The sequence below is a fragment of the Aeromonas cavernicola genome (genome assembly GCF_002795305.1).
GTDB classification, from domain to species: Bacteria; Pseudomonadota; Gammaproteobacteria; order Enterobacterales; family Aeromonadaceae; genus Aeromonas; species Aeromonas cavernicola.
Map to the genome: position 1 here is coordinate 1 of NZ_PGGC01000204.1, position 7,396 is coordinate 7,396.

Consider the following 7,396-nt stretch of genomic DNA (forward strand, 5'->3'; position numbering starts at 1 on the left):
CGGCACGCCGCCGCCACCATGGCCAGAAAATCGGCCTCGCTGGCCAAGGCGCCGGGGATCGACAAATCCCCCGCCACCTGATCCACCAACAACACCCGTGGCCGTGGATCGGCCAGCAAACGCCCGATCACGCCCTGCGGCTTTGTTTGCCCCGCGTGCCCTGCGCTCGGCATCAGCCCCGCCGCATGGTGCAATCCAACCGTATGGTGCAACCCAACAGCATGGTGCAGCCCTGCTGGCGGCATCCGCTTAACCGCCCGCTCAGGGCTAGCTTGCGGCGACCACACCCCGCCATTCCCCCCATGATGGGCCTCGCTGCTGGCATAGCCGTTGTATTTGGTGATGCCAAACCGGACCAGATCGGCCATCAGCCGCTCGGCCCGCGCCAGCAAGGCGCTATCGCAGGGGGTGGCAATCAGCTGCTCTAACTGGCTGGGCTGGCGGGCGTCGTAATAGATGCCGACAGGGTCAGCAATCAGCGACAGCGCATGGCCCCCCTTAGCGGGGTGGCCGACATAGCCGATAAAACCATCTTCTAATTGCCAATAAGGCAGGCCCAACGCGTGGGCCCGTTGTTTAATCTGACGGGTATTGGCTTTTTGGCCCCAGCCAACCAGCCCATCGCCCGCTTGTGGCACGCACTCAGAAGAGGGCTCAAGTCGGGCCAATTGCTGGCCGAGACAGGCAGAGATCTGCCGCCTGCGCGCCAGAATGCCGCTGGATTGTGTCCATAGAGTCATGAAAAATCTCGGATGTCAGTAAGGGGGATAAAAGAGGGACGGTTTAAAAAAATCGGTTAAAGCCAATGCCAGGGGGATTACCAATCCGGGTCACTTCGGTTGCACATTTCCCATCGGGATCCTGTCGAATTTTTTGTGCGAGAGTTCACGCGCGAGATAGCGGATCCCTTGTACGCTCGACAAGGGTGCCAGCAACTGTGGGCAGCGGGTCAGTGACCAGACAGCCACATCCCGCTCGGTAAACGCCTCGCCACCCAGCACGTAATAACGCCCCCGGCAACCCGCATCCCAATCATCCCCCACCACCTCGGGCGTACTCGGCACCTGCGCACCAGCCACCTCTGGCGCGCTCGGAACAAGAGCACACCCACGGATCACCGTCACCACCCTGCCCTGATAGACACCCAATCAACGGCACCCGCGCCGCCGCCACTCGCCACGACGAACAGGTACAACGCTCCGGATGACGGCCACTGGGATAGGTCGCGATCAGATTAACAACAAGAACAGGTTTCATAAAACGTCCACATTGAGGGGGCAAGTGCCCCGAGAGAGTGAAATCGAAAGGGGGACATCGAATGGGTAAAATAACGGGAGCACTCACTGGCCAGCGTAGGGGTGGTGATCTCAGGCAAAGCAAGCAGGTAAGGATGCCGACACCGCGTTATTGGGCAGGTATTAACCCTGTGTCGAAATGACGCTGAATACGGGCCAGATCCTCTGGGGTATCGACGCCATGGGGCGGGGCTTGCTCCACGGTTGCAACCGCAATCCCAATACCGTGCCACAGCGCACGCAACTGCTCGAGCGATTCCAGCTGCTCCATCGGGGCGGGTGGCAAATGGCTCAATGCCATAAGCGTGTTAACGCGATAGGCATACAAACCGATATGCCGCAGCCAGTGGGCAGAGGGGCTATCTGGCATGACGCCCTCCTGCTGCAAAGAGGTGAAATGATCCCTCGCCCACGGCACCGGAGCACGGGAAAAATAGAGAGCCTGACCAGCCTTGTTGGTCACAACCTTGACACACTGGGCGGCCATCACCTGTGCCATATCAGTGATGGGGCAGGCCAAGGTGGCAATGCCACACTCGGCGTCAGCCGCTAGCGTAGTGGCGGCCAGCTCGATCATTCCGGCTGGTAACAAGGGCTCATCCCCTTGCACATTCACCACAATCTCATTCTCTCCCCACCCCCGGATGGCAGCTACTTCAGCCAAGCGGTCGGATCCACAACTGTGATGGAGGCCGGTCATCACCACATTGGCGCCGAAACCTGCGACCGCCTCCATGATCCGCTGATCATCGGTAGCAACCCAGATATCACTGGCAGGGCAGCCGGTTTCCAATGCTCGCTGCCAGACATGCCACACCATGGGTTTACCGCCTATCAGTGCAAGGGGTTTACCGGGCAGGCGGCTTGAGCCATATCGGGCAGGGATGACAATTTTGTAAGCCATAACAGAACTCACCATGGGTAAATAGAAAAACAAAAGGGAGTACCGCAAGGCACTCCCTGTTTACCGGCTCACATTTGCCACCAAAGTACGGCGCACGACCGCAATCTCGTGAGTAAACCTGCACTGCATCAATCAGACAACTCAGACCAGCGCGTCTTCAAGGAAGCGATGAGCACGGGTCACGCTGTCAAGCTCGGCCAATACGGTCAGCATCTCTTCCATGACGGACAGAGGCAGCATATTCGGGCCATCGCTCAGCGCCTTGGCAGGTTCTGGATGGGTTTCCATAAAGAGACCATCGACCCCCACCGCCACCGCGGCGCGAGCCAGCACGGGCACAAACTCACGCTGACCACCGCTGGTGGCACCCTGTCCGCCCGGTTGCTGTACCGAGTGGGTTGCATCAAATACCACTTTGCAACCGGTACGGCGCATCACGGGCAAACCACGCATATCGGAGATCAGGGTGTTGTAACCAAAGGAAGTACCACGATCACACAACCAGATATCCTGATTACCCACCTCATGGCACTTCTTGACCACCTGCTCCATATCCCAAGGGGCCTGGAATTGCCCTTTCTTGATATTAACTGGCTTGCCACAGCGGGCGACACGCTGAATAAAATTGGTCTGGCGCACCAAAAAGGCCGGGGTTTGCAGCACATCGACAACACTGGCCACTTCTTCAACTGGCGTATCTTCATGCACGTCAGTCAACACGCGCAAACCATAGGTCTCTTTCACCTTTTGCAGGATCTGCAAACCACGCTCCATACCCGGGCCACGAAAACTACCGGTAGAACTACGGTTGGCCTTATCAAAACTGGATTTAAAAATATATTCCATACCCAGTTTGTCGGTAATCTCTTTAATACGACCGGCAACATCCATCACCAGTTGCTCGGATTCAATAACACAGGGGCCTGCGATTAAAAACATCTTTACTCCTCAGATGATTTCTCTTATGAGATCTCGTGCATAATTCAAGTAGCATGAATCATTAAAGTGATATATATCACCATGTCTTAATAAGTCAGATTGTTGAATATCCCTTTCTGGAATAATATAAAGATTATTAAAAAAACCCTTCAATTCATTTAAAACTGTTAATTGCTCTTGGTATCTGACATTTAGATGCTCATCAGACTTTAGTTTTATAGGAAATGGGATAAAAACTATCTTACAAGCTGGATTTTTACTTGATATATATTTAAAAACACTAGAATAACTTTCATATACATCTATGGGACTCATGAATTTATTTTCAAAAACGAACAATTCAGCCTTACCAGTCAAGTAATGCTCATTTATAAACATAGGAGTATTGAGCTTTCTATGTCGATAAAGTTTAAACAATAATTCAGCAAAGTTGTCAAATATAAATATGTCTATTTTTCCAAAATCAATGCAATCTAAGACATCTATCAATGGTAATGGATCATCTTTTTTAGGAAGGGACCTACCTAAACCAACCCCTTTTATTTGATTATCGACTGTATTGACATGTTTATACTCAGCTGATAATTCAAATCCGATATCACTTAGTCCTAAAGGCTTATACTTTCTCTCTATATATATACTATTCAGTTGGTCTATTCTGTTATGTTGAACACTGCTGACTCTGTACCAATTTGGTATCAACTTATGCATCTGATAGGCTACATTGGCAGATAGACAACTACCAATTGAGCAAATTAACCTCATATTACTTCCTTGATTCAAGCTGAAACGGTCTTTATATTATGAATCATATCAGCAATGAATTTCTTGGGCTCTCTGAGTAACTTATTAAACTTCCTTTTACTACCATGAGGCAAGATGGTAGATACAGTAGATACAGTAGATACAGTAGATACAGTAGATACATCTGTATTATTACCGGTTTTTTTAGTCTCTTGCGACACTTTTTTAATCGGCGCCGCGTTATTAGGAAGTAGATGTGAGAAATCAAAAATCTTATTTTCTACCAATGGCCTTATAGCTATCTTATTTTTTAACTCACCATGTCTTATATCAATAAGATTTAATTGTCTTTGTTTCAAAGATTGAATTACAGCATCTCTACGTTCTCTTGAACCTATTAACTTTAGGGACCACTGTGAACTCAGTTCTGCTCTTGAACAATCTATCGCGACCCCTTTATTATCAAGAATTGAACGACCAAAGGAATATATATTCACATCATATTCTAGGGATTGAAGAAGCACCGTTGAATTAATACCAATAACAGAGTGTGCACTCTTTATCAATTGCATCGTATCACTATCATGAGACAACGATACATTTTTACCTACGAATTTCTCATACCTTTCCATGTTTTTATCTAATGGATGTGGTTTTATTATAATTTGAACAGATTCGTCTAACTCTGATATTACATATGAAATAAAATTTTCATTATTCTTGAAACGTGGTGAGTTTACAATTAAATTAGTATCATTTTCTAATTGAGTCACTACTAGCGCATAATCACCTTTTAGTAACAACGATTGTTCATTTGAATCATTGAACACCCTTTCACATAATTGCTCTGCCGTCTGGTTGGCAATATATGACAATCCGTTCACCCCCCATTGATCAAAATAAACATGATCTTTTTGTGGAAACCAACCTAGCTCTGAAAAAACAATTGGGATTCTCAGAGATCTTAATGAATCAATAACATGCTTATAAACTGGATGAGCACCGTTATGGAACAAAATACAATTTGGCCTGTATGCCTTTATCTGTTTTATAAGACGTTCTGTATCTTTTACCCAGTCAAATTGGCATACCCATTTAGTATTGACGGGAAATGGAGAGTGTTTAAAAACAGAATGATAACCTAGTGGCCTTCTACAGACATATCTGTATTCATATCCTAAATATTCAATAACAGGAGCCCAAAGTTCTTCAATATGCTCATTTGAGTAAGCAACCCCAAAAACTCTAATTTTTTCTGATGATGAATCAAAGAGAAAGTTTTGAGATTTATTATTCTGAATAGATATTGAGTGTTGTTGTGAAAAGTTTATACCACAAAAAGAAGATGATGAGCCAAAGGTTGCCTTATTAATTAGCGCACTAATACCATTAATAAAATCATTATTTATTAATGATGTTGCCGTTTCAAACATGTCATTTTGGGGGGGGATTAGATACATAATTAATAATATAGTTAGAGAAGCTTTGATAGTCCTCAATAGCTGAGCATGAAAGTACATCGGTAGATGCAATCTCACTATTTCCGCCGACATTCCAAGCAACTACCGGAACGTGGCATGCCAAAGATTCCAAAATAACCATACTGCAATTTTCAAATTTACTAGGCAACATCAAGCATTTTGCACTTCGGATTAATTCAAACCTAGCGTCACCAGTTACTTGCCCTTTCCTGTGTACATTACATTTAATCTTTTTAGATATCTTTAATAAGTTCGAATTTGCACCAAATAAAAGAACGTTATATGAACTTGGTAATAACTCAAGAATTCTATTTATATATGATATACCTTTAAGCTCTTGAAATCTCCCCATGAAAACAAGATCATATTTTTTCTCTGTGTGCACATTTGAAATGCTTGGATCTATAGGGTTTTTATAGTAAAAGAAATTCTTACCTGACACTTCATTTTTCATTTCTTCCGCGAGGGCATACGAGGGAGATGAAACTATATGTGCCTTATGTATAACTCTTAGTTCATTTGAGTATTCTTGTTCATTCGGGGTTTGACCATCGTACTTTTGTGCTACAGCCAATGGGCAATGAAGACGAATATGAGTCTTATACTGTCGGGGTAAAAGCAATGTAGACGCTTTTGCTTCTGGAGCCTCTATGATTACATCATCATAACCGAACCTTGATGTCACATAAGAGAAAAGTTCTTCTCTAAACTTCTGTGGCGAAAGATTCTTTTTATTTTCAAACGTAATAAAATCTATATCTACCAGACTGTTCTGTAAACTTTTTATATAATTTGCGATACCATGTGAAGCATTACCATAAGGATTGACAATTAGATATTTCATTTTGTATTTTTACCCATCTATATTTATTTGCAATGAATTTAAAAGCTATTTATCTAATTATAATAATCAACAACCCCAACCGGAACAAAAGTCTCATTAACTACTAAAAGTTGTTTAATCTGGTTAGCCCTCATCAACTCTTCTGCATCACTTAGCATTGAGTGTTGAGAAGCAGTAATCGGTCTATCTGTCATGATATCTCGTGCTTGACAGGTATGAAGATCAAAGTCTGGTCGTGTCATTCCTCGGCGTAAATCTCCATCAGTGATTACCCCGATTAACGTCTCCTCTGTCATCACCAAGGCAATTCCGTGCTGATCTTTGGTCATTGCAACAATTACTTCTTTCAATGAGGTCGAAGGATTAACCTTGGTCAAACGGGTACTCATCACATCTTTTAAGCGGGTCAGCAGTCGCCGCCCCAAACTGCCACCGGGATGGAATCTGGCAAAATCATTGGGCATAAAGTTACGTTTATTCATCAAGGCGGATGCAAGTGCATCACCAATTGCCATGGTCAGAGTGGTCGAGGTGGTGGGAGCCAGATTGTTGGGGCAAGACTCCCCCTGTATTTTAATTTCCAACACGGCATCGGCATTCTTTGCCAGCGTGGATTTCATCCCACCGGTAATGGCAATAATCCGGTTGCCAAAGTTTTTCAGCGATGGAATAAGTTTCAATACTTCATCGGTTTCCCCACTGTTGGAGATCAGAACCACCACATCATCCGGGGTGATCATGCCCAGATCCCCGTGAAACGCTTCGGCAGGGTGAACGAAAAAACTGGGCGTACCGGTTGAGGCCAGGGTCGCCGATATTTTCCGCCCTACATGACCTGATTTTCCCATGCCGCAAATAATCACATGGCCCTTACATTGGATCATCAGGGATAACGCCAGTTTATATTGCGCCTTATTAAATTCAGCAGCCAAATTAAGTAAGGTTTCTCCCTGCTGCTTAAACGTCTGCCTGATGCTGTCGATAACATCCCCGCCAAAGGGCACCTCATCATAAAAGCTGCGAATATCCACCGATTGCTGGCTTTTCATCTGTTCACCTTATCCCTGTCTAATGTTGAAAATATATAAAAGCAAATAAGCATCATAGCGCCACCAATACACCCGCCGAGACGGCGATTTGATACAGCACGCTGGTAAAGTCTTTGGTGATTTGCAGCGATTTGGTCTCC

General features: G+C 45.4%; 8 protein-coding genes. All 8 read right to left on the minus strand.

Annotated elements, in window-relative coordinates; translation table 11 throughout:
- Positions 1-740, minus strand: a 740-nt coding sequence (locus CUC53_RS19360) for a capsular polysaccharide export protein, LipB/KpsS family (protein ID WP_476692216.1), incomplete at its 3' end; no start/stop codon positions are given.
- A gap of 90 nt (positions 741-830) precedes the next feature.
- On the minus strand, positions 831-1,148 hold the full coding sequence (locus CUC53_RS17610) for a hypothetical protein (RefSeq protein WP_100295322.1): 318 nt from the start codon (positions 1,146-1,148) through the stop codon (positions 831-833).
- A gap of 256 nt (positions 1,149-1,404) precedes the next feature.
- Positions 1,405-2,199: a 3-deoxy-manno-octulosonate cytidylyltransferase gene (kdsB, locus tag CUC53_RS17615; RefSeq protein WP_100295323.1), complete on the minus strand. Its 795-nt coding sequence runs from the start codon at positions 2,197-2,199 to the stop codon at positions 1,405-1,407.
- Between the two features lie 141 nt (positions 2,200-2,340).
- Positions 2,341-3,138 carry a 3-deoxy-8-phosphooctulonate synthase gene (kdsA, locus tag CUC53_RS17620; protein WP_100295324.1) on the minus strand — a complete coding sequence of 266 codons (798 nt, stop codon included), beginning with the start codon at positions 3,136-3,138 and terminating at the stop codon, positions 2,341-2,343.
- A 9-nt stretch (positions 3,139-3,147) separates the two neighbouring features.
- Positions 3,148-3,903, minus strand: coding sequence for a hypothetical protein (locus tag CUC53_RS17625; protein WP_100295325.1), 756 nt, complete (start codon positions 3,901-3,903; stop codon positions 3,148-3,150).
- Positions 3,904-3,917: 14 nt separating this feature from the next.
- Positions 3,918-5,315: a capsular polysaccharide export protein, LipB/KpsS family gene (locus CUC53_RS17630; protein ID WP_157798318.1), complete on the minus strand. Its 1,398-nt coding sequence runs from the start codon at positions 5,313-5,315 to the stop codon at positions 3,918-3,920.
- A gap of 1 nt (position 5,316) precedes the next feature.
- Positions 5,317-6,207 (minus strand): glycosyltransferase, encoded by an 891-nt coding sequence (locus tag CUC53_RS17635; RefSeq protein ID WP_100295327.1) that lies wholly within the window; start codon positions 6,205-6,207, stop codon positions 5,317-5,319.
- Positions 6,208-6,260: 53 nt separating this feature from the next.
- Positions 6,261-7,256, minus strand: coding sequence for a KpsF/GutQ family sugar-phosphate isomerase (locus CUC53_RS17640; RefSeq protein WP_100295328.1), 996 nt, complete (start codon positions 7,254-7,256; stop codon positions 6,261-6,263).
- Positions 7,257-7,396 lie beyond the last annotated feature (140 nt).

Bases quoted from the DNA above. Each gene is read 5' to 3' on its own strand.
- CUC53_RS17640 (WP_100295328.1), bottom strand. From the start codon at position 7,256: ATGAAAAGCCAGCAATCGGTGGATATTCGCAGCTTTTATGATGAGGTG.
- kdsB (WP_100295323.1), bottom strand. From the start codon at position 2,199: ATGGCTTACAAAATTGTCATCCCTGCCCGATATGGCTCAAGCCGCCTG.
- kdsA (WP_100295324.1), bottom strand. From the start codon at position 3,138: ATGTTTTTAATCGCAGGCCCCTGTGTTATTGAATCCGAGCAACTGGTG.
- CUC53_RS17635 (WP_100295327.1), bottom strand. From the start codon at position 6,207: ATGAAATATCTAATTGTCAATCCTTATGGTAATGCTTCACATGGTATC.
- CUC53_RS17630 (WP_157798318.1), bottom strand. From the start codon at position 5,315: ATGTTTGAAACGGCAACATCATTAATAAATAATGATTTTATTAATGGT.
- CUC53_RS17625 (WP_100295325.1), bottom strand. From the start codon at position 3,903: ATGAGGTTAATTTGCTCAATTGGTAGTTGTCTATCTGCCAATGTAGCC.